18 protein-coding genes and 1 riboswitch are annotated in these 21,675 nt (G+C 35.3%); all 18 genes read left to right on the top strand.

Translation table 11 applies throughout. The annotated features are described in order from the left end of the window. Nucleotides 1-524 precede the first annotated feature (524 nt). Nucleotides 525-2,762, top strand: coding sequence for a TonB-dependent receptor (locus tag ACYQ1E_RS15920; protein WP_459881620.1), 2,238 nt, complete (start codon nucleotides 525-527; stop codon nucleotides 2,760-2,762). Between the two features lie 38 nt (nucleotides 2,763-2,800). After that, nucleotides 2,801-3,730 (top strand): ABC transporter substrate-binding protein, encoded by a 930-nt coding sequence (locus ACYQ1E_RS15915; protein WP_459881617.1) that lies wholly within the window; start codon nucleotides 2,801-2,803, stop codon nucleotides 3,728-3,730. After that, on the top strand, nucleotides 3,717-4,718 hold the full coding sequence (locus ACYQ1E_RS15910; protein WP_459881614.1) for a FecCD family ABC transporter permease: 1,002 nt from the start codon (nucleotides 3,717-3,719) through the stop codon (nucleotides 4,716-4,718). The genes ACYQ1E_RS15915 and ACYQ1E_RS15910 overlap by 14 nt, the downstream gene beginning before the upstream one ends. A 3-nt stretch (nucleotides 4,719-4,721) precedes the next feature. After that, nucleotides 4,722-5,522, top strand: coding sequence for an ABC transporter ATP-binding protein (locus ACYQ1E_RS15905; protein WP_459881611.1), 801 nt, complete (start codon nucleotides 4,722-4,724; stop codon nucleotides 5,520-5,522). A 2-nt stretch (nucleotides 5,523-5,524) separates the two neighbouring features. Next, nucleotides 5,525-7,963 carry a cobaltochelatase subunit CobN gene (locus tag ACYQ1E_RS15900; protein WP_459881609.1) on the top strand — a complete coding sequence of 813 codons (2,439 nt, stop codon included), beginning with the start codon at nucleotides 5,525-5,527 and terminating at the stop codon, nucleotides 7,961-7,963. Beyond that, nucleotides 7,941-9,419 carry a cobaltochelatase subunit CobN gene (locus ACYQ1E_RS15895; RefSeq protein WP_459881606.1) on the top strand — a complete coding sequence of 493 codons (1,479 nt, stop codon included), beginning with the start codon at nucleotides 7,941-7,943 and terminating at the stop codon, nucleotides 9,417-9,419. The genes ACYQ1E_RS15900 and ACYQ1E_RS15895 overlap by 23 nt, the downstream gene beginning before the upstream one ends. After that, nucleotides 9,416-10,426, top strand: a complete 1,011-nt coding sequence (locus tag ACYQ1E_RS15890) for a magnesium chelatase ATPase subunit I (protein ID WP_459881603.1) — start codon at nucleotides 9,416-9,418, stop codon at nucleotides 10,424-10,426. Before ACYQ1E_RS15895 ends, ACYQ1E_RS15890 begins: the two co-directional genes overlap by 4 nt. Further along, nucleotides 10,404-12,260 carry a VWA domain-containing protein gene (locus ACYQ1E_RS15885; protein ID WP_459881598.1) on the top strand — a complete coding sequence of 619 codons (1,857 nt, stop codon included), beginning with the start codon at nucleotides 10,404-10,406 and terminating at the stop codon, nucleotides 12,258-12,260. The genes ACYQ1E_RS15890 and ACYQ1E_RS15885 overlap by 23 nt, the downstream gene beginning before the upstream one ends. A gap of 129 nt (nucleotides 12,261-12,389) precedes the next feature. Next, nucleotides 12,390-12,827: a hypothetical protein gene (locus ACYQ1E_RS15880; protein ID WP_459881595.1), complete on the top strand. Its 438-nt coding sequence runs from the start codon at nucleotides 12,390-12,392 to the stop codon at nucleotides 12,825-12,827. A gap of 43 nt (nucleotides 12,828-12,870) precedes the next feature. Next, the gene (locus ACYQ1E_RS15875; RefSeq protein WP_459881592.1) at nucleotides 12,871-13,263 is read left to right on the top strand and encodes a hypothetical protein; all 393 of its coding nucleotides are present in this window, start codon (nucleotides 12,871-12,873) and stop codon (nucleotides 13,261-13,263) included. A 49-nt stretch (nucleotides 13,264-13,312) separates the two neighbouring features. Next, nucleotides 13,313-13,771: a zinc ribbon domain-containing protein gene (locus ACYQ1E_RS15870; RefSeq protein ID WP_459881589.1), complete on the top strand. Its 459-nt coding sequence runs from the start codon at nucleotides 13,313-13,315 to the stop codon at nucleotides 13,769-13,771. A gap of 43 nt (nucleotides 13,772-13,814) precedes the next feature. Continuing rightward, entirely contained in the window at nucleotides 13,815-14,306 is a 492-nt protein-coding gene (locus ACYQ1E_RS15865; protein WP_459881587.1) for a CCDC90 family protein, read from the top strand. A 43-nt stretch (nucleotides 14,307-14,349) separates the two neighbouring features. Then, nucleotides 14,350-14,688: a hypothetical protein gene (locus ACYQ1E_RS15860; RefSeq protein WP_459881584.1), complete on the top strand. Its 339-nt coding sequence runs from the start codon at nucleotides 14,350-14,352 to the stop codon at nucleotides 14,686-14,688. A 71-nt stretch (nucleotides 14,689-14,759) separates the two neighbouring features. Then, nucleotides 14,760-15,032, top strand: a riboswitch (cobalamin riboswitch). A 388-nt stretch (nucleotides 15,033-15,420) separates the two neighbouring features. Next, nucleotides 15,421-17,448 (top strand): TonB-dependent receptor plug domain-containing protein, encoded by a 2,028-nt coding sequence (locus tag ACYQ1E_RS15855; RefSeq protein ID WP_459881581.1) that lies wholly within the window; start codon nucleotides 15,421-15,423, stop codon nucleotides 17,446-17,448. Between the two features lie 94 nt (nucleotides 17,449-17,542). Beyond that, nucleotides 17,543-18,310 (top strand): radical SAM protein, encoded by a 768-nt coding sequence (locus ACYQ1E_RS15850; protein ID WP_459881578.1) that lies wholly within the window; start codon nucleotides 17,543-17,545, stop codon nucleotides 18,308-18,310. Further along, on the top strand, nucleotides 18,282-19,001 hold the full coding sequence (locus ACYQ1E_RS15845) for a class I SAM-dependent methyltransferase (protein ID WP_459881575.1): 720 nt from the start codon (nucleotides 18,282-18,284) through the stop codon (nucleotides 18,999-19,001). The genes ACYQ1E_RS15850 and ACYQ1E_RS15845 overlap by 29 nt, the downstream gene beginning before the upstream one ends. Nucleotides 19,002-19,004: 3 nt before the next feature. Next, entirely contained in the window at nucleotides 19,005-20,447 is a 1,443-nt protein-coding gene (locus tag ACYQ1E_RS15840; RefSeq protein WP_459881572.1) for a nitrogenase component 1, read from the top strand. Then, entirely contained in the window at nucleotides 20,440-21,675 is a 1,236-nt protein-coding gene (locus tag ACYQ1E_RS15835; protein WP_459881570.1) for a nitrogenase component 1, read from the top strand. Before ACYQ1E_RS15840 ends, ACYQ1E_RS15835 begins: the two co-directional genes overlap by 8 nt.

Genomic DNA, 21,675 nt, shown 5'->3' with positions numbered 1-21,675 from the left:
ATTAGAGTAGAGTCCATACAGGAATTTGAGGAGAAATTAAAACAACTTGAATTGTAAGAGCAAGGTATTATAGAGTGAGGAGAATAAAAATTTTCATCTCAAGGTGGGGGGTAGATGTTGTTCCTTTTCTTTGGAGGTTACTCATTATTCGCCCGTCCCCATTTTTTAACTTACCAAGAATTTCCGCACAAATTTATTCTGCTGACGCGCTTTTCTTAGCAGAACTTTCCGTGGCTTAAGGGAAATTCCCGTAGGAATCATAGTAGCACCTTTTTTTAGCTACTTCTTACAACATAAAGATAATAAAACTGATGTTATACAATACATAATTTCTTTCTTTCATACATATCAGCAAAATTAGCCTTTTTAAGCCATTCATGTAATCTTATTAAATATTACCATTTTTTTAATAAGGTCATCTAATAAAAAATTTTTATTTTTTAATATTAATATTGACAACATCTAAAATTTTGTTCAAATTTCACGCATAAAAAAAATCAAAAAATCACAAAAAGGAGACTGTTATGATAAAAAAGTATTTTATAACCTTAGTGTTTTCATGGCTTATGACGATTTTGGTGTTTAGTAAGTCTGTTTTTTCTCAAGAAAAAAAAGAAGTGAAAAAAGTCAAAAAACTACCAGAGATTGTGGTTACTGCAACAAGAACAGAAAAAGAAGTTGAAGCGGCTCCTGCAAGCGTAAATGTGATTACAAAAAAAGAGATTGAAATTAAAAATCCTAAGACCATTGATGAAGCCTTAAATGACATTCCAGGGGTTATGATAAAAAGAGGAAAAGGACTTATGGATACTTTATCCAGAATTACTCTAAGAGGTGTGCCTAAACAACAAAGAACTTTAATAATGATGGACGATATAATTCTTAATGATCCTTATACAGGAATAGTTACCTTTGGAGGTTATTTTCCTGAAGATTTAGAAAAAATAGAAGTTGTTAAAGGTCCTTTTTCTTCTCTTTACGGTGGATATGCCATGGGAGGAGTGGTTAATTTTATTACCAAAATGCCTGAAAAAAGAGAAGTGGTTTTAAAAACTGGATATGGATCAAGTTTTGACAGAGGAGATGCTATGGATGATTTAAAACGGTTTTATTTTTCCTATGGAGATAAAATAGCCAATAAATTCAGCCTTTTTGTAAGCTATGGAAGGCATGATACTAATGGATATCCTACAAAATTTGTAACAAGATCAAGTCCACCACCTACGGGAATTAGTGGATATGAAGTAACTCATGACCGTTATGGGAAAACAAAATATTTATTAGGAGATACAGGAGATAATAAGTGGTGGGACGATGGTATAACCTCAAAACTCCAATATGAATTTAACAAAGATACAAAACTCAGGCTTACTTTTATGAGAAATCGTTCTGAATACGAATATGACAATCCTCATACCTATCTTTACAATACCACCACAGGTGAGCCTGTTTATTATCCCAAAGAAAAATATTACTTAAGTGGAGATGGTGGAAGGACTCAAAATACTTATGCATTAAATTTTGAAACCTTATTTTTAGATAAAGTCAAAACCAAATTAAACATTTCCTATCGTGATACTGAAGAAGATTGGTATGTAAGTGTTGGTTCAAAAGCAAAGATCACAGGTTGTGCTGCAGGAACAAATCCTAAGTATTGCGGATATGTTTCTGATACTCCTCAACATGTCTTTACATCAGATTTACAATTTACCTTACCTGTTTTTTATAATCAAATTTTAACTTTTGGAGGTTTTTATAGAAGAGAATATGCTGATACTAAAGAAAAATATTTAAGTGACTGGAAAGATGAAGATTCAACAGTTTCTTTAAAATATCAATCTAAGGGAAAAGCAAGAACTTTTGCCTTTTATTTCCAAGATGAAATAGCTTTAAGAAATAATTTAACAGCTTATATTGGATTTAGACAGGACTGGTGGAAAACATGGGATGGATATGTTAATCAAGTTGGAACTGCTGGATATCCTAAAAAGTATGAATCTAACTCTGAATCTGCCTTTTCTCCTAAATTTGCCCTTGTTTATAAACCCTTTAAAGGAACCACTTTAAGGGGTTCTGTTGGAAAGGCCTTTAGGCCTCCCACGGTTTATGACCTTTACAGAACCTGGACCTCAAATTGGACAGGAACTACCTATGCTGGAAATCCTAATCTTTCTCCTGAAACCCTTGTTGCTTATGATATTGGAATTGATCAAAAACTTTGGAGAGGTGCCAAAGTTTCTTTAACCTATTTTCACAATTATTTTGATGATTTGATTTACAGAAAAACAGTGAGCAATACTTATCAAGAATACATTAATGTAGGAGAAGCAGAGACTCAGGGAATTGAAGCTGGACTTGAACAAAAGTTTGATTTTGGATTAAGACTTTTTGCCAATTTCACCTATACAGATTCAAAAGTAGAGGAAAACGAGGCAAAACCTGAAACAGAAGGAAAAAGACTTACTTATACTCCCCTTTGGATGGGAAATGTTGGAACAGAATTTAAGAGGAAAAAGTGGTCCTTTTATGTTGTTGGAAGATATATGGATAAATGGCATTCTGATGATTTAAACAGGGATAAAAAATCAGGTGTTTATGGTTCTTATGATGAATACTTTGTGGTTAATATAAGGGCAAGTTATCAAATTAATAAATGGATGAGCTTGTCGGTTTCTGGAGATAATGTATTTGATAGAGACTATTACTACTATTACAAGGCACCTGGGGCTTCATGGTTTACAGAACTTTCTATAAAATTTTAAGTTTATGTATTTTAGTTATTTTCTTGGCAGGGGTAGTTTTGGCTACCCCTTATACCTTTATTGATAAAAGGGGAAAAAGAATAACTGTGAATGTTCCAATAAAAAGGGCTATAATTGTTATAAGTTATGAGCTTATTCCTGCTTTACATATTTGGGATCAAGTAGCAGGAGTTTCAAGTTGGGCTGAAAACCATTGTGATATTTATAGAGCTTTCATAGAGCTAAATCCTGATTTTAGGAAACAGAGTGTTGGAACAGGAACAAATCTAAACATAGAAAGTATTTTTAAACTTAAACCTGATCTGATCATTAGCTGGACTTATGCATCTCAGGTAGTCAACTACTTGGAGTCTAAAGGACTTAAAGTCTTTACTATCTATCCAGATAGTTTAGCAGAATTTTATCAAGTTTTAAAAATTCACGGTAAACTTTTTGGTAAAGAAAAAAGAGCTGAAGAGATACTCAAGGAAATGGAAAAGATTTTTAATCTTATAAAAAGAAGGATTGATGGTATTCCACTTAAAAAAAGAAAGAAAATTCTCCATTTAGGAGGAAAACCTACTCGGATTTCTGCTGCTATTGGGATTACTAATGATTTGTTTAACTTAATTGGAGGAATTAATCCTGCAGCTACCATTAAACAGAGAAACGTAGAGGTTTCAGTAGAAAAAATCTTGGTCTGGAATCCCGATATAATTTTTATTTGGGGAAATGCAGGCTATAATGAAAACTGGCTCTTTGAAAATTTACAATGGAGATACATTAAAGCAGTAAAAAACAGACAGGTCTATAAACTTCCTCACTGGTCTACCTGGTCTCCAAGAGTTGCCCTTGTTGCCCTTTATATGGCCACAAAGACCTATCCAGAATACTTTAAAGATATAGATTTTGAAAAAATTGCAGATGAGTTTTATCGTAAAGTCTTTGGCATATCCTATTATTATATGAAAAAGCATGAAAAATATTAAAATTATAATTCTTTTTGTTTCTCCTTTAATCATAAGTGGGGTTTCTCTTTTTTTAGGACCTTACGAGATAACACCTCTTATGATTGTAAAAATCTTTTTAAACGAAACTTTTCACATCTTTGATTTAAAAGACATTGCTGAAAAAGCCATTATAATAGATATAAGACTTCCAAGAATACTAGTTGCTGGAGTAGTAGGAGCAGGTCTTTCTGGTTCTGGAGTGGTCTTACAGGGAATTTTTAGAAATCCCCTTGTTGACCCATTTATTCTTGGAATTTCTGCTGGTGCTGCTTTTGGTTGTGCCATAACAGTTGGATTTTTTCCTGATTGGTCTGTTCAATTTAATGCATTTGTTTTTGGTCTTATAGCGGTAGGATTAGCTTATACAATTGCCTTATCTCAAGGAGAGATTTCTCGTCTTCCCCTTATACTTTCAGGAGTAATTGTTTCTGCATTTTTTCAAGCTTTGGTCTCTATAGTAAAATTTCTTGTTGATCCTCATAAATTACAGGCCATAGTTTTTTGGCTTATGGGAAGTTTTAGTCTGTCTGATTGGCGGATCTTTAAAATTGCCTTTTTAGGTGTTTCAATTGGTCTTTTGCCTGTTTTTTTGATGCGCTGGAGATTAAATGTTTTAAGTTTATCAGAAGAAGAGGCCAAATCTTTAGGTGTAAATGTAAAAAGAGATAGGTTAATTTTTATTGTTTTTTCTACTTTGGCTGTAGCCACAGCAACCTCAGTCTGTGGAATTATAGGATGGGTAGGGCTTATGGTCCCTCATCTGGTCAGAATGATGATAGGACCTGATCACAAAATTTTATTCCCTTTAAGTTTAACAACTGGTGCATCTTATATGATTTTAGCAGATACTATATCAAGAAGTATTACAAGTTTTGACATCCCTGTTGGGATTATTACAGCTTTAACTGGCGCACCTTTCTTTTTATACCTTATGAAAAAAGGCGGAAAAGAAGCATGGGGAAAATAGAATATGCTTGAGATAAAAAAATTGTGTTTTAGACACAAAGGTTCAAAAGAGGATACCTTAAAGGATATAGAATTTTCAGCAGAATTAGGAAAAGTTACAGCAATACTTGGCCCAAATGGTTCTGGAAAAAGCACGCTCTTTAAGTGTATAGCAGGGATTTGGCAGCCTTATAAAGGAAGCATTTGCATAAATGGAAAAGAGATTGATAAACTTTCCTATTTAGAAAGAGCTAAGATTTTTGCTATTGTTCCTCAGGAGCATGAGCCTGCTTTTCCTTATTCTGTGTTTGATATTGTTTTGATAGGCAGAGCTCCTTATGTGAATTTTTTTTCTTCTCCTGGATTAAAAGATTATGAAAAGGCAAAACAGGCCCTTCAAACATTAGGGATTTATCATCTTAAAGAAAAATCTTATGACAAAATAAGCGGGGGAGAAAGACAGCTTGTTCTTATTGCAAGGGCTTTGGCTCAATCTGCACCATTTATGCTCCTTGATGAACCTGTTTCTCATCTAGATTTTAGAAATCAAATAAAAGTGCTTTTAAAAATTAAAGAGCTTGCTTATAAAAATAAGATCACTGCCCTTGTTACAATACACGATCCAAATTTTGCCAGCCTTTTTGCAGACAAAATCGTGATAATCAAAGATGGTAGAATCATAGAACAGGGAAAACCTAACCATATTCTTAACGAAAAGCTCATACAAGAGGTCTATGGAATAAAGATCAACATAATACAAAATAATGGTCTTAATTTGATGTATCCTGTTTTGGACTTTTTAAAAAACAAACAAATGGGAGCATAAAAATGAGAATAATAGCTGTGGTATGGCAATCTTACTATAATATGATTTATAAGGCATCTAAAAGTTTAAAAGATTTGATAGACATAGAGGTTCATTCTGCAAGGGCATTAGATTTGGATTATGAAAGATTTGAAAAGGTTTTAAAAGATTTAGAAAAAGCTGATCTTATTTTTCTTTATCGTTCTAATGAACCGATTTGGGAGACTTTGGAAAAGAAAATAAAACAAAAAGAGATCAAAGCCAAAGTCATCTGTCTTGGACACGATCCATCTTATTGGCTTTTATCTAATGTTTCAACACAAATTTTAGGCAAAATATACAAATATTTGGTCATAAATGGAGAAAAAAATCTTATAAATATGTTCAAATTTTTATTAAAAAAGACCCTTAACATGGAAATAGACTATGAAGAACCTGAGGAAATCCCTTGGGAAGCCCTTTATCATCCTAAGGCAGAAAAACTCTTTAAAACTGTAGATGAGTATCTGTCTTGGTATAAAAACTATTGGGGAGAAAAGAAGAGCAAAGGCACTATAGGTATTCTTTTTTCAAGACATTACTGGATAAATGGGAATACAGAACTAGAAGATGCTTTGATAAAAGAGCTTGAAAAGAGAAATTTTAAAGTGATTTCAGGTTTTGCTTATTCTGTTAAAGACGAATCTTTGGGGACCAAAGGTTCAGGAGAGGTAGTTTTGGAATGGTTTTTAGACAAAAAAGGAAATCCAAGAATAGATGGTTTTATCAAACTTATTTCTTTCTTTTTAGGAACATCTAGAGAGAAAAGCTTTGACAGCAAAGAAACAGCTTTTGATGGTATTGAAATTCTTAAAAAACTAAATGTTCCCTGTTTTTCTCCTGTTAGTTCTTATTACAAGACAATTGAAGAATGGAAAAAGGAGGAACTTAATTTAGATATAGGATGGTCTATAGCGCTTCCTGAATTTGAAGGGACAATTGAACCTATTATTATTTCTGCTCAAGTAAACGGAGAGGCTGATGAGAGAAAAAGGATGCCCATTTTTGACAGAATAGAAAAATTGGTCTCTCGTATAGAGAGGTGGATAGAGCTTAGAAAAATACCTTCTGAAAAAAGACGAATTGCTTTTGTTCTACACAACAATCCCTGTGCATCTGTTGAAGCCACAGTTGGAGCTGCTGCGCATCTGGATAGCCTTGAATCAGTGGTTCAAATTATGCAGAGGATGAAAAAAGCAGGCTATAAAGTGGAAAATATTCCAGAATCAGGCAAGGCTCTTGTTGAAAAGATTATGCAGAAAAAGGCCATTTCTGAATTCAGATGGACAACAGTAGAAGAGATTGTAGAAAAAGGAGGACTTATAGATTTTGTGTCTTTGGAAAAGTATTTAGAGTGGTTTTCTGAACTTCCAGAAAGCACTCAAAAGAGAATGTGTGAAGCCTGGGGAAATCCACCTGGAGAGTGGAAAGAAGGCATTCCTCCTGCCATGGTATATGATGGAAAGATAGTAATAACAGGGCTTAGGTTTGGAAATGTAATAGTGCATGTGCAGCCCAAAAGAGGTTGTGCAGGAGCAAGATGCGATGGAAGGGTGTGCAAAATCCTGCACGATCCAGATGTTCCACCTCCTCATCAATATATAGCTACTTATAAATGGATATCCAAAGAGTTTAAAGCCCATGCAGTAGTTCATGTGGGAACTCATGGAAATCTGGAATTTTTACCAGGAAAAGGTGTAGCCCTTTCTTCTGCATGTTTTCCTGATATATCAATTGATACTATACCACATCTTTACATTTACAACTCAGATAATCCTCCTGAAGGAACCATTGCTAAAAGACGCTCTTATGCGGTTTTGGTGGATCATATGCAAACAGTTATGACTGGATCAGGAATTTATGATGAACTAGAAGAACTTGAGAGATTAATAGGAGAATACGAAGAAACCAAACTTAAAGATCCAGCCAAACTCCACGCTCTTCAACATTTAATTCTTCAGTCTTTAAAAAAGTCTAACCTTGATAAGGAGATTAAAATTAAGTGGCAGGGAAAAAAGGTAGCTATCTCAGAATTGACTCATGAAGAACTTCATAAAATTTCTTTTGACCAAGTAGTAAAAGAGGTTCACGAAAGATTTTCTTTAATTAGAAACACCCAAATTCAAGACGGCATGCACATCTTTGGAAGGCCTCCTAAAGGAGAGAGAAGGGCTGATTTTATCTATGCTATTTTGCGATATGATGCAGGAAAAGAGGTTTCTTTAAGAAGAGAAATAGCCAAGCTTTTAGGTTATGACCTAAAAGATCTTTTACAAAATCAAGACAAATTTGATCCTAAATTTAAAAAATCTTACGGAGCAATTCTTGAACAGATAGATAAAATCGGAAAAGAGGTGATAAAAGAAGTATTAAAATTTGAAAAACAAGGAGGTGATAAATTTGAATATCAAAGAAATTCTTAAAAAAATAGACTGGCAGGATCCTGTGTGGCAAAAAATAAAAGAAGAAATTCTGGATTTAAATCAAAGGATAGAAGATTCTAAGGAAATAGAAGCACTGTTAAAAGGCTTTAGCGGAGGTTACATCCCAGCTGGTCCTTCTGGACTTATCACTCGCGGAAGAGATGATGTTTTACCTACAGGAAGAAACTTTTACAGCCTTGATCCTTATAGGATTCCTACTAAATCTGCTTATGAAATCGGAAAAAAACTTGCAGAAAAACTTATAGAAAAACATCTAAATGAACAAGGACATTATCCTGAAAATGTTGCTATTTTTTGGATGGCAAGTGATATAATGTGGGCTGATGGTGAGGGAATGGCTCAAATCATGCACCTAATAGGTATAAGGCCAGTATGGTTTGGTAATGGAAGAATAAAAGGTTTTGAAGTTATTCCTTTAAAAGAGCTCGGCCGTCCAAGAATTGATGTAACCATAAGGGTCTCAGGAATAACCAGAGACAATTTTCCCAATTGTATAGAATTAATAGATGAGGCTATTCAAAAAGTAGCGAGCCTTGATGAACCACCTGAGGCAAATTTTGTTAAAAAACACGCATTAGAAATAATGGATAAAACCAATAAAGATTTTAGAACTGGCACACTTCGCATCTATTGTTCTATGCCCGGAACTTATCAGGCAGGAACTCAGTTAGCAGTTTATGCTTCAGCTTGGAAAGAAGAAAAGGACCTAGCAAAAGTGTTCCTTTATTGGAATGGGTATGCTTATGGTAAAGGTATATGGGGAGAGGCCAGACACAAAGAGTTTGCTGAAGTATTAAAAAGCGTGGATGTTACTTACAATAAGGTTGTATCAGATGAATACGATCTGTTCGGTTGTTGCTGTTATTTTGGAACTCATGGAGGGATGACTGCAGCTGCCAGACATTTATCTAAAAAAGAGGTAAAGGCCTATTATGGAGATACCAGAGATCCTGAAAATATAGAAATAAGAGATTTGGCAGATGAGATAAGAAGGGTGGTGAGGACCAAACTTCTAAATCCTAAATGGATAGAGGGAATGAAAAGGCATGGTTATAAAGGTGCAGGAGATATATCTGAAAGAATTGGTAGGGTTTATGGATGGGAAGCAACCACCCAAGAAGTAGATGACTGGATCTTTGATGATATTGCAAGAACTTTTGTCATGAATGAAGAAAATAGAGAATTTTTTAAACAAAACAATCCTTGGGCTTTAGAAGAGATAACAAGAAGGCTTTTAGAAGCTTGGGAAAGAGAGCTGTGGGATCCTGCAGAAGATGTTAAAAAAGCCCTTAAAAGGCTCTATTTGGAAATAGAAGGATGGATAGAAGAGAGCATGGATGAGGTTAAAGGAGAATTTCAAGGCGGAAGTATAAATGTAGTAACCTCTGAAGAAGTAGAATATTGGAAATCTAAAATGGAGGAGGCATTAAGATGATTTTTCCTTTTTGTGCTGTTGTTGATCAGGAGGAAATGAAGCTTGGTCTTATTCTCAATGTGATAGATCCGTCTATTGGCGGAGTTCTTATTATGGGAGAAAAGGGCACTGCAAAGTCAACAACAGTAAGGGCTCTTGCAGATCTTCTCCCTGAGATAGAGGTCATAAAAGGATGTCGGTTTAATTGTTCTCCTGATGGCCCTTTTTGTTTGGAATGCTTGGAGAAAAAAGAGAAGGGAGAAAATTTAGAAGTTGAAAAAAAGAAGATGGAGGTTGTTGAGCTTCCGCTAGGAGTAACTGAGGACAGGGTGGTTGGGACTATAGATGTAGAATATGCCATAACTTATGGAAAAAGGCATTTTGAACCAGGTCTTCTTGCAAAAGCTAATAGAAATTTTCTTTATATAGATGAGGTAAACCTTTTAGAAGACCACATTGTTGACCTTCTTCTTGATTCTGCTGCAATGGGAATAAACAGGGTTGAAAGGGAAGGGATATCATTTTTTCATCCAGCAAGATTCATACTTGTTGGTTCTATGAATCCAGAAGAGGGAGAGCTTAGACCACAATTTTTAGATAGATTTGGTCTTTGCGTGCAGGTTAGAGCTATCACTGACAAAAATCTCAGAAAAGAGGTGCTCAAAAGAAAGATAGAGTTTGATACAGATCCAGAAGGATTTTTAAAGAAATGGAAAAACGAACAGGAAGATCTGTCTCAAAGGATTGTTCAGGCAAAAAAGAATTTATCAGAAGTTAAAGTTCCAGAGGAGATATATAAAACAGTTGTTGATCTCACTTCTCAGCTTAACCTTGATGGACACAGAGGAGATATAGTTCTTCTAAAAGCTGCTAAAGCTTATGCTGCTTTTAATAAAAAAGATAGTGTTGAAAAAGAGGACTTAAAGAAGGTGGTGCTTTTTTCTTTAAGACACAGACTAAAAAGGCTTCCTTTTGAAGAACCAGAGATGGAGGTGAAAAAACTTTATGAACTTCTATCAATCCTTTGAAGATATTTTTCCAGAGGTTTTGGGAAATATAACACCTAAATTAGCGATTTTTTTAAATCTAATAGAACCTCTTTGTGGTGGTGTTTTAATCATAGGGAAAAAAGGCACAGGAAAATCCCTTATGCTTAATTGTTTTAAAAAGATTTTAAAGATTTCAAACCTTCCTTTTGTGGAAATTCCAATCGGAGTTACAGAAGAGACGCTCATAGGTGGGATAAACATAGAAAAGACCATAGAAAAAGGTTCAAGGGTGTTTGAAGAAGGGATTTTGGATAGGGCAAAAGAAGGTTTTGTTTTGATAGACGATATAAACCTTTTGCCAGATGAATATTTAAGTCTTATTTTTGAAAAAGCAGAAAATTTTAATCTTGTTGCAACATTAAATCCAGAAGAAGGTGTTTTGTCTCCTCATTTTTTGGATAGGTTTGGAATGTGCGCTGTAACTGAGGATTTAAAAGATCCAAGTAATAAACAAAAACTCTTAAAGCTTTACGAAAACAACTACCAATTTGAAGACTCTTTTTTAGAAAAGTATGAAAGTGCCATTAGAAAAATTGAAAGATTAAAAGTTTTAAAGGAAAAGGTGAGGGTTGAAGAATTTATATGGGATAAAATCTCTGAGACTGTTTTAAAGGAGTTTGTGTTTTCTCATAGGGCTGAGATCTTTCTTTTTTATGTTTCTTTGGCCTATGCTGCGTTTAAAGGAGAATTTAGTTTAAAAGAAAATCATGTAGATGAGGTTTCTCATCTTGTTTTGCTTCATAGAAAAAGAGAGATAGAAAAACAAAAGGTTTCTGAAGAAAAGCAGAAAGAAGAGAAAAAAGAAGATAAAGAAGATCGTCAAGATTTAAAGCCATCTGGAGAAAGAAAAGAGCACAAAAAAGAGAATTTTTCTCAAAAAGAAAAAGATAAATCAGAAAGCAGTGAAGAATCTTCACAGACAGAGATGAGCTTTCCTTATAGTTCAAAAGAAGAGATATTTGGTGTTGGAGAAGTCTTTAAGGTAAAAAGGATGATCTTTGAAAAGGACAAAACAATTAGAAGCACAACAGGAAGGCGAACCAAAAGTAAGAGCAGACTTAAAGGAGGAAGGTTTTTAAGAAGCGTAATATTTTCTAAGGATAAAGATATTGACCTTTTTGGCACTATAAGAAGCGCTGCGCCATTTCAGGTGTTAAGGGGAAGAAAGAACAAGCTCATTATTTACAAAGAGGACTTTCGTTATAAAGAAAAAGAGAGAAAAATCAGCCATGTTGTGAGCTTTGTTGTTGATGGTTCAGGTTCTATGGGAGTTCAAAAGAGGATGGAAGCAGTAAAAGGCACAATACTTTCTCTTCTTATGGACTGTTATCAAAAAAGGGACAAAGTGAGTATGATTATGTTTAGAAAAAATCAAGCTGAAGTTGTTCTTCCTCCAACATCTTCTTCAGATCTTGCGTACAAAAAGCTAAAGGACCTTCCAACTGGAGGAAAAACGCCTCTTTCTCTTGGTCTTTTAGAGGCTTATAAGCTGATCAAAAAGTCTCATTTAAAACATCCTGATACAAGGATAATTCATATTGTTTTATCAGACGGAAAGGCAAATCAGGCTATAAAATCAGGAGAAGATCCCATTTTAGAGGTTAAGAGGATTTGTAGTGAAATAGGGAAATTGAGCTATGTAGATAGTGTGGTTATAGATTGTGAGCTAAAAAACAATTTTCTCAAAATGGACCTTGCAAAAGAATTAGCAAAATGGCTTTCTGGGAAATACTTTTTACTTGAAGACCTAAAAGCAGAAAATTTAGTGAATTTGGTTGATCAGATAAAAACAGAGCACTTAAATTTAGTATGAAATAAAAAGAATTTTCTTGCAAACCACAGTCTGTAAGGTTAAAAATTAAAATCAAATCCCACACTCTTAGAATAGAAGGATATCACAACACCTGGCGGAAGATTAGAAGTAATTTAAGGAGACATTTAAATGCATGGCTATCTTCCATATGAGATAACAAAGAGTGTAGAGGCAGTTATCTCAGACCCTGAACTTGCGAAAAAGGTAATAGAAGCAATAGAGAAAGGCCTTTATTCAATAGAAGAGAAGGCAAAAGAGCAAAAGGTTATTATTAAGACAGAGCTTAAAGATGAATTAACAAAGGAGCTTGTAACTAAAGATGAACTTAAGGCCACTGAAGAAAGATTAAGAGGGGAAATAAAAGCAACAGAAGAAAAGCTAAGAGGAGAAATAAAAGCCATAGAAGGAAAATTAAAAGGAGAGATAAAAACCACAGAAGAGAAGTTAAGGACAGAGATACACAAGTGGCGTGCAGACACCATAAAGTGGATGTTTATATTCTGGCTGGGTCAGATTGCTACCTTTACTGGAATATTGGTTAGTGTGTTAAAATTAATGTTGAAGTGATATAAGTAGCAGAAGATTAGAAGTAATTTAAGGAGATATTTATATGCATGGCTATCTCCCATATGAGATAACAAAGAGTGTAGAGGCAGTTATATCAGACCCTGAACTTGCGAAGAAGGTGATAGAAACAATAGAGAAAGGCCTTTATTCAATAGAGGAGAAGGCAAAAGAGCAAAAGGTTATTATTAAGACAGAGCTTAAAGATGAATTAACAAAGGAGCTTGTAACTAAACATGAACTTAAAGCCACTGAAGAAACACTAAGAAAGGAGATGCAAGAAATAAGAGGAGAGATAAAAGCCACTGAAGAGAAGTTAAGGACAGAGATACACAAGTGGCGTGCGGACACCATAAAATGGATGTTTATATTCTGGCTAGGACAGATTGCTACTTTTACTGGAATTTTGATTAGTGTGTTAAAATTAATGTTGAAGTGAGATATATAGCAGGGGATAAAAATTATAAGTAATTTAAGGAGATATTTTTATGCATGGCTATCTTCCATATGAGATAACAAAGAGTGTAGAGACGGTTATATCAGACCCTGAACTTGCGAAGAAGGTGATAGAAGCAATAGAGAAAGGCCTTTATTCAATAGAAGAGAAGGCAAAAGAGCAAAAGGTTATCATTAAGACAGAGCTTAAAGATGAATTAACAAAAGAGCTTGTAACTAAAGATGAACTTAAGGCCACTGAAGAAAGACTAAGAAAGGAGATGGAAGAAATAAGAGGGGAGATAAAAGCAACAGAAGAAAAGCTAAGAGGGGAAATAAAAGCAATAGAAGGAAAAGTAAGAGGAGAGATAAAAGCCACAGAAGAGAAGTTAAGGACAGAGATACACAAGTGGCGTGCGGACACCATAAAGTGGATGTTTATATTCTGGCTAGGACAGATTGCAACTTTTACTGGAATATTGGTTAGTGTGTTAAAATTAATGTTGAAGTGATATAAGTAGCAAAAGATTAAGAGTAATTAAAGGAGATATTTTTATGCATGGCTATCTTCCATATGAGATAACAAAGAGTGTAGAGACGGTTATATCAGACCCTGAACTTGCGAAGAAGGTGATAGAAGCAATAGAGAAAGGCCTTTATTCAATAGAAGAGAAGGCAAAAGAGCAAAAGGTTATCATTAAGACAGAGCTTAAAGATGAATTAACAAAAGAGCTTGTAACTAAAGATGAACTTAAGGCCACTGAAGAAAGACTAAGAAAGGAGATGGAAGAAATAAGAGGGGAGATAAAAGCAACAGAAGGAAAACTAAGAGGCGAGATAAAAGCAACAGAAGAAAAGCTAAGAGGGGAAATAAAAGCAATAGAAGGAAAAGTAAGAGGAGAGATAAAAGCCACAGAAGAGAAGTTAAGGACAGAGATACACAAGTGGCGTGCGGACACCATAAAGTGGATGTTTATATTCTGGCTGGGTCAGATTGCTACCTTTACTGGAATATTGGTTAGTGTGTTAAAATTAATGTTGAAGTGATATAAGTAGCAAAAGATTAGAAGTAATTTAAGGAGATATTTAAATGCATGGCTATCTTCCATATGAGATAACAAAGAGTGTAGAGACGGTTATATCAGACCCTGAACTTGCGAAGAAGGTGATAGAAGCAATAGAGAAAGGCCTTTATTCAATAGAAGAGAAGGCAAAAGAGCAAAAGGTTATCATTAAGACAGAGCTTAAAGATGAATTAACAAAAGAGCTTGTAACTAAAGATGAACTTAAGGCCACTGAAGAAAGATTAAGGACAGAGATACACAAGTGGCGTGTGGACACCATAAAGTGGATGTTTATATTCTGGCTGGGACAGATTGCAACTTTTACTGGAATATTGGTTAGTGTGTTAAAATTAATGTTGAAATAACACAAGAGAAAAAGGATAGTGTCAAAATGGACAGTTGTGTTTAGGGGGTTGACACATAGGTAGACATATTATAGTAAGCTCATTACTCAGGCGCCGCAAGGCTTAATAGGGAATCCGGTGAAAATCCGGAGCCGGCCCGCGGCTGTGATAAGGGGACGAAAGCCACATCAAGCCACTGGGAGTAGGGGTGCTCCTGGGAAGGCATGGCTCGCCCTGTTGAATTTCCTAGGAGGGAATTCTATTCAACTGGGCGAGTCCTGTTGAATTTCCTGAAAAAGGTTATTCAACAGGGCAAGTAGGATGATCCTTAGAGTCAGAAAACCTGCCTGAGTAACATAGGCATTAGCTTTGGCGGATGCCCAAAGCTATAAGCTGAGGTCCTTTGGGATAAAACGGGAGTCCCTGGACTGCTGTGTGCGGTTCAGGGACTCTTTTTTTTGAAATGGATGATGGGCAAAATAGTTGACCTTACAGGTTTTCCACTAGATTCATTTAAAATCCATTGAGAAAAAAGGAGGAGGCTTATGGTCTATACAGGAATCTTAGTGAAAAGCTCATTTATCTGAATAATGTATATTCTTTTTTAGAGATGAGGTGAAAAGACAGGGTGTGGGGCTTACACCCTGCCAAAAGCCAAAGAGCACAACCGGGAGGTCGCACTTAAGCTGGCTTTAACTATATTAACAACAAACCTCCCGGGTGTAAAGAAATTAAATTAAAGGGAGGTTCAAGATGAAGAGATTAAAAAGAGTGATGATTTTGAGTGTTTTAATATCTTTTTTGAGCTTATCTCAATTTTGCTTAGCGGAATCTAAAAATAAAGCTGCTAAATTGGAGGAAATAGTAGTAACTGCTACTCGTTCGGAAGTAAAGAAAGAAGAGGTTCCAAGTGTTGTGGATATTATCCATCCTATGGATTTAGAAACCACAGTGGATAGAAATATTGTTCGGGTTCTTAAAAAAAACAGCAGCATTGATGTGATTGATTACCCAGGGGTTCTTTCAGGAATTAGTATTAGAGGTTTTAGGCCAGAATTTTCTGGAATCACTAAACATACATTAATTTTAATTGATGGTAGACCTGCTGGTGCTACAAATCTTGCAACAATTTTAAAGGATAATGTAGAACGAATAGAAATTTTAAAAGGTCCTGCATCAGCTCTTTATGGTGGTGAGGCAATGGGTGGAGTGGTAAATATTATTACAAAAAAATCAAAGGGCAAAATACAGACTTCTTTTACAGCTGGAGGAGGAAAATTTGACACCTACTACGCCAGTTCTGCTTTAGGAGGCAACATTACAAAATGGCTTGATTTTGATGCTTCTTTAAGCACGAAAAATCGTAATAGTGACTTTCGCATGGGTAATGGTAAGAAAAGAGATAATACAACCTATAAGGAAAGATACGGGAGTTTAAGACTTGGTTCCGCACTTTCAGATAGGTGGCGTATTGATGTGAAAGGTGACTGGTATGCGGGAAGAGATATTATGTGTCCAAATGCTCTATTTTATGAAGATAAAAGACCTTCAGAAAAAGATATTGACCGTTATGGTGGTGATATTTCGCTTACAGGAAAAATCGGTGCACATGAACCTCATTTTACCTTATATGTTTCTCATGAGGAGAGTGAATATACTAAAAAATACAAAGGACAACCTCATTACAAAAGTTATGAAGGTGAGATAGAGTGGTTAGGAACGCAGATTCAGGATCGTTACCACTTTTTGGATCATGACATCACGGCAGGTGTGGATTATCAAGAAATTGATGTAGAGTCTAAAAGCTGGAGAAGTGACGGGACTCGTAAGGCCCCCTGGCAGCCAGATCATGAGCGGAAAAATGTTGGAATCTTTGTTGATACATTTTTTAGATTTTTACAAGAGCGACTCATTATAGATGCAGGCATTCGCTATGACTGGTTTAAATTAAAAACCAAACATACACCGTATAAGACTGATTTTCATCCTGATTCCGAGACATTTTCTCATGTAAGTCCTAGGGTAGGACTGAAATATTTCCTTACAGAAGATCATGTTTTTCAGCTTCATAGTACTGTTGGAACCGCATTTGTACCTCCTCAAGCCTCCCAGATGGCTGGTTATTCAGAAAGGAAAGTTGGTAATACAACTATGATCACCAGAGGAAATCCTGATCTTGATCCTGAAACTAGCCTCACCTGGGACATAGGGTTTTCTATTCATAAAATACAATGGGGTTTTTTTGCAGATCTTACCTATTTTTACACTGATGTAGATGATAAGATATCAAAAGTAAAAGTAAGTGATACTGAAAGCACATACAAAAATTCTGATGAAGCAAAGATGCGAGGTTTAGAATTTGAGACGTCCTTTGATATTGGTAAACTTATGGATTGGAATCGGAAGGTTGAGTTCTTTTTAAATGGCACACGGTTATTTAAAGCAAAAGAGGATATATCTGGAAAAGGTGAACGAGATATTCATAATGTTTCACATTGGAAGTTAAATGCAGGTATTGATTATGATGATGGTGCATTCTTTGGAAGATTTCTTGCACGATATATGGGAAAGAGAAAAGATTATGATTGGTATGCACCTGGATATCCTGTCATTACATATCCAAGTTTTGTAGTTTGTGATCTGGTAATGGGCTTAAGATTTTTAAAACACCATCAAATCAAAGTTAATATAGAGAACATGTTTGATAAATACTACTATGAAAAACCTGAATATCCCCTTCCGGGTTTGGCAGTTTATGCGGAATATAAAGTTAGTTTCTAATTTATGTTAGAAATGGGAAATATCCTATAAAATGCAATCTATCTTACAACATCATCCCTGCTTTAATGCCCTTGCTCACCTTAGGTGGGCAAGGGTGCATCTTCCTGTTGCACCAAGATGCAATATAAGATGCAACTTTTGTGAAAGAGCAGTGAGTAGCAGTGAAAAAAGACCAGGGTGTGCAGAAAAGGTCCTCTCACCAGATGAGGCTATAAAAGGACTTGAGCAGGCACTGAAAAGAGATGTTCCAATAAAGGTTGTTGCAGTTGCTGGCCCTGGTGAGCCTCTTTTTAATGATGAGACATTTGAAGTGATGATGGAGATTAAAAAAAGATTTCCTCATCTTATAAGATGCATAGCAACTAATGGGACATTACTCTTAGATAAGATGGATCTTTTGATAAAAGCTGGGATAGATACTGTAACAGTAAGCATGTGTGCTGTAGATGCAAATATAGGCAAAAAGATCTATGAGTATGTGTCTGTTAATGGAAGGAGATATGCAGGAGAAAAAGGAGCAGCACTTCTTATAAAGAGACAGATTCAGGGAATAAAGGAATTAGTAAAAAACAAGATACCAGTAAAAGTAAATACGGTTTTTATACCAGGAATAAACTCAGCTCACATAATAGATGTGGCTTCTCTTTGTAAAGATCTTGGGGTGTATATAATGAACATTATGCCCTTAATTCCTGCAGGAAGATTTAAAAAACTAAAAGCTCCTTCTAAGGATGAATTAGATCATATCAGAGATGTCTGTGCCTCTTATATAAGACAATTTAGGCTTTGCAAGCAATGCAGGGCTGATGCCTGTGGAATACCAGGAGGAGAAGATGGAACTTTGGGATCAGCTTGCATTTGAATATGATCCAAAAAGTCCAGTAAGAAGGATATGGACAAAAAATAGGATATGGATAGATGCGATAAAAGATGCCATGCAAGGGTGCAAGAAAGTCTTAGATGTTGGATGTGGCGCAGGATTTCCTTCTGTTTTTCTTGCTAAATGGTTTGATATGTTTTGCTTAGATCGTTCTAAAAATATGATCCTTCTTGCATCAAAAAGGGCAATAGAAGAAGGTGTAAAGATAAAGCTATTTAGAGCAGACTCATGCAGCCTTCCATTTAAAGATGCTATATTTGATGGCGTTTATTGTAAGTTTGCTCTCTGGCCCATTAAAAGACCAGAAGAAGCTATAAAAGAGATGATTAGGGTTTTAAAGCCAAATGGAAAGATCGCAATTGTTGAAGTAGATAGAAAAGGGAAAAAGCAATCTATCTCTTTTAGATCAAAGATATTTTACTATATCTATCTTCGGATAAAGCAAAAGCTCTTTAAATATCCTGATACAAGTCCTATATGGAAAAGGCTTATGAAGGAGACAGAGAAAAATCCTCGTGTTAACTTGGATATGGTATCAAGTGTCTTAAAGAGAAATAATTGTAATATCTTAAAGATAGAGCCTAAACTAAAGGAGATGACCTATACTGCTATTGGAAGACTTATGGGATCTGATCATGAGGATTATTTTTTGTGTGTTGCAAAAAAGGAGTAAAGCATGGAAAAAGAAAAGCTTCTTTCATCTGTATGTACACCACTTAGCATGATTGTTCATGCAATGGCTTCTCAGCCAGCAAAAAACGCAGGAGCCCTTGTTGCAGTAAATGCAATATCTGATGCAATTCCTATTATTCATGGCCCTTTTGGGTGTGCTGCTTTAAGAAAGATAAACTCCTTTTCTGTTTATTCACTTTTTCCAAGAACTCCTTGCACAAACATGAAAGAGATTGATCTTGTATATGGAGCAGAAAAGAAGCTAAAAAGAGCAATCATAGAAGCATACAAAAGATATAAACCATCTCTTATAGTTGTTATCCCTACTTGTCCATCTGATATGATTGCAGATGACATAGCATCTGCTGCCCATGAAGCAAAAAAAGAAGTCAGATGCAAGGTAGTATATTCAACAGGAGAGCTTATTAAAGGAAGACCAATAGGATATCATGATGCTGTATATTCTATCTTAGATCAGCTTCTTCCTGAAGGATTTAAGACAGACAAGAAAAAAGACTCTGTTAATCTCATAACATTTCCTTTTCATTCATCTGAAAACAGGATGGATGAATTTCAAGACCTCCTTGAGGAAATAGGAATAAAGGTAAACAGGATCTTTTTTTACAGGACAAAAGTAGAAGACATATTTGAGCTTCCAAAGGCAGAGCTAAACATAGCTGATTCTTCTTCTCCGTGGCTTAAGCTTATGGAAAAAAGATTTGGCATCCCTTCTTATGTTGTATCCTCAATAGAATCTGAAAATAGCTCTTATGGAATAGAAGAAACAAGCAGAATCCTTTTAGATATAGCTTCTTTTTTTGGAAAAAAAGAAGAAGCAAAAAAGGCAGTACAAAGGAAAAAAGAAGATGCAATCTCCAGGTTGGAAAAGGAAATAAAAGATATAAGAGGAATGAAGATAGCAATTGTTGGAGGGCTTTTTTTTGGAATAGGATCAGTGCTTGTAAAGGAGCTTGGGCTTAAACCAGCCCTTTTGATCTATAGCACATATGGGCTTGAAAGTCATGGCATGTCAAAGGATGCAATAAAAAAGCTCATAGAAAGAGACAGGGAAGTTGCTGAAAGATGTGGAATAATTCCAGAGGTTCTTGTTAACAGCACATACAGGGAAGAGATAAAAAAGATAAAGGAGTTAAATTTAGAGTTTGTTGTAGGAGCTGGACCTGATATTGCATTTTACCACAAAGAAGGGATAAAGGCATTTGATTCACTTAAGCTTCATTCAGAGCTTAAGATAGGATTTGAAACACCTATCTTTCTTGCAAGGCTTATAAAGAGGGAGATGTCAAAAGAGGCGAGAAAAAGCCCTATTTTGGGCATGATAGAGCATGATCCATATAGGGCAGAGCTTCATCCTTCATGGATAAAGGCAGAAAAGGTATGGAGAATGGTTACAGAAGGAGCAGATGGAGGTTGTCTTTATGGATAATAGTATTTTGTTTGAGCCATTTCCTGATTCAGCTCTTGTTGGAGCTGTGTGTGCACTTACAGGAATAAAGGATTCTGTTGTAATTGTTCATGGAAAAAGCTGCTGTCATTCTGACAATCTTCTGTTTAATCTTCTCTTAGGCGCTCATGATGATGTAAGGGTTTTGGGAAGTGGCATAAGGTCTCAAGATGTGCTTACTGGTGGATACAGAAAATTATCCATTGCAATAAGGTCAGCATACAAGGAGTTTCACCCAAACCTTATAGCTGTTCTTGTAACAAGTTTTACAAGCATGATGGCTGATGATGTTGAAGGAATCATAGAGTCAGTAAAAGATGAAATTCCATCTGAAATATGCTTTTTTCAGTGTGCAGGACATATTGGAGACTTTGGTTTTGGATACAGAAATGTGCTGAATAAGATGGTTTCATACATGAAAGAGGGGGATAAAAAAGAAAACACAGTAAACATACTTGGTATAAAACAGTACGATCCTTGCTCTTTCTGGGACATAAAAGAGATAGAAAGAATCCTTTCTCACCATGGAATAAAAGTAAATTCATTTATTACAGGCTCATCTTTTGAAAGAATAAAAAGTGCTTCCTGTGCATCTCTTAATCTTGTCTTGTCAGATGATGCAATCAGATGTGCTGATCTTATGAATGAAAGATTTAGTATTCCATATATAAGGCTATCTTATCCTTTTGGAATAGAAGAAACAGAAGCTTTTTTAAAAAACACATTGAGCTTTTTTGGAAAAAATTTAGATCAGCGGTTTCTAAAAAAAGAAAAGGATATGATCAAAGAAAGGGTTCAGAAGGTATACAAATATCTTCAGGGGATATATGGATTGCCTATTGCGGTTTTTGGAAAAAGGGAAAGGGCTATTTCTTTTTCAAGATTCTTATCCAAAGAGCTTGGCCTTAATATAAAGCTTCTTTTTATAAAAGATAAAAAAGAAAAAGATATAGAAATTGATGCTGAAGAAGTGATCTTTTCAAAAGATCAGAAACTGTTAGAGGATGTTCTAAGAGAAAGGGAAAAAGAAGTTGCTGTTTGCTTTGGTTCTACACTTGAAAAAAGGATATGCAATGAGCTTGGAATCCCTCTTGTAAGATGTTTTTTCCCTGTCTTAGATGAAGTATCTATCCTGAATAAGCCATTTGCAGGATTTAGAGGCGTAATAAGTATTGTTGAAAAGGCAGTAAACTCAATAATAGGAGCATAA

The sequence above is a fragment of the Desulfothermus naphthae genome, from assembly GCF_054657475.1.
Note: the sequence above shows the minus strand (reverse complement) of the source record. Positions and strands in the feature narration are given on the sequence as shown.